Genomic DNA, 223 nt, shown 5'->3' on the forward strand with positions numbered 1-223 from the left:
GTCGGGCGACCACGGAATGATGTCGATCTTCTCGCCCTGGAGCTCGCCGACAACCGCCTGGACGCGGGAGCCGCGCATGCCCACGCAGGCGCCGACCGGATCGATGGAGGACTCGCGCGAGGTCACGGCGATCTTGGCGCGGGAACCCGGATCGCGCGCCACCGCCTGAACGGTGACGATGCCGTCATAGATCTCCGGCACTTCGGAGGCGAAGAGCTTCGCC

The 223-nt window shown here is 68.6% G+C and carries 1 pseudogene; it reads right to left on the reverse strand.

Annotated features, from left to right (window positions below):
- Positions 1–223: pseudogene (locus E4K09_RS20065) on the reverse strand (transcription termination factor NusA); the annotation flags it as partial.

Source organism: Microvirga pakistanensis (genome assembly GCF_004458765.1).
GTDB classification, from domain to species: Bacteria; Pseudomonadota; Alphaproteobacteria; order Rhizobiales; family Beijerinckiaceae; genus Microvirga; species Microvirga pakistanensis.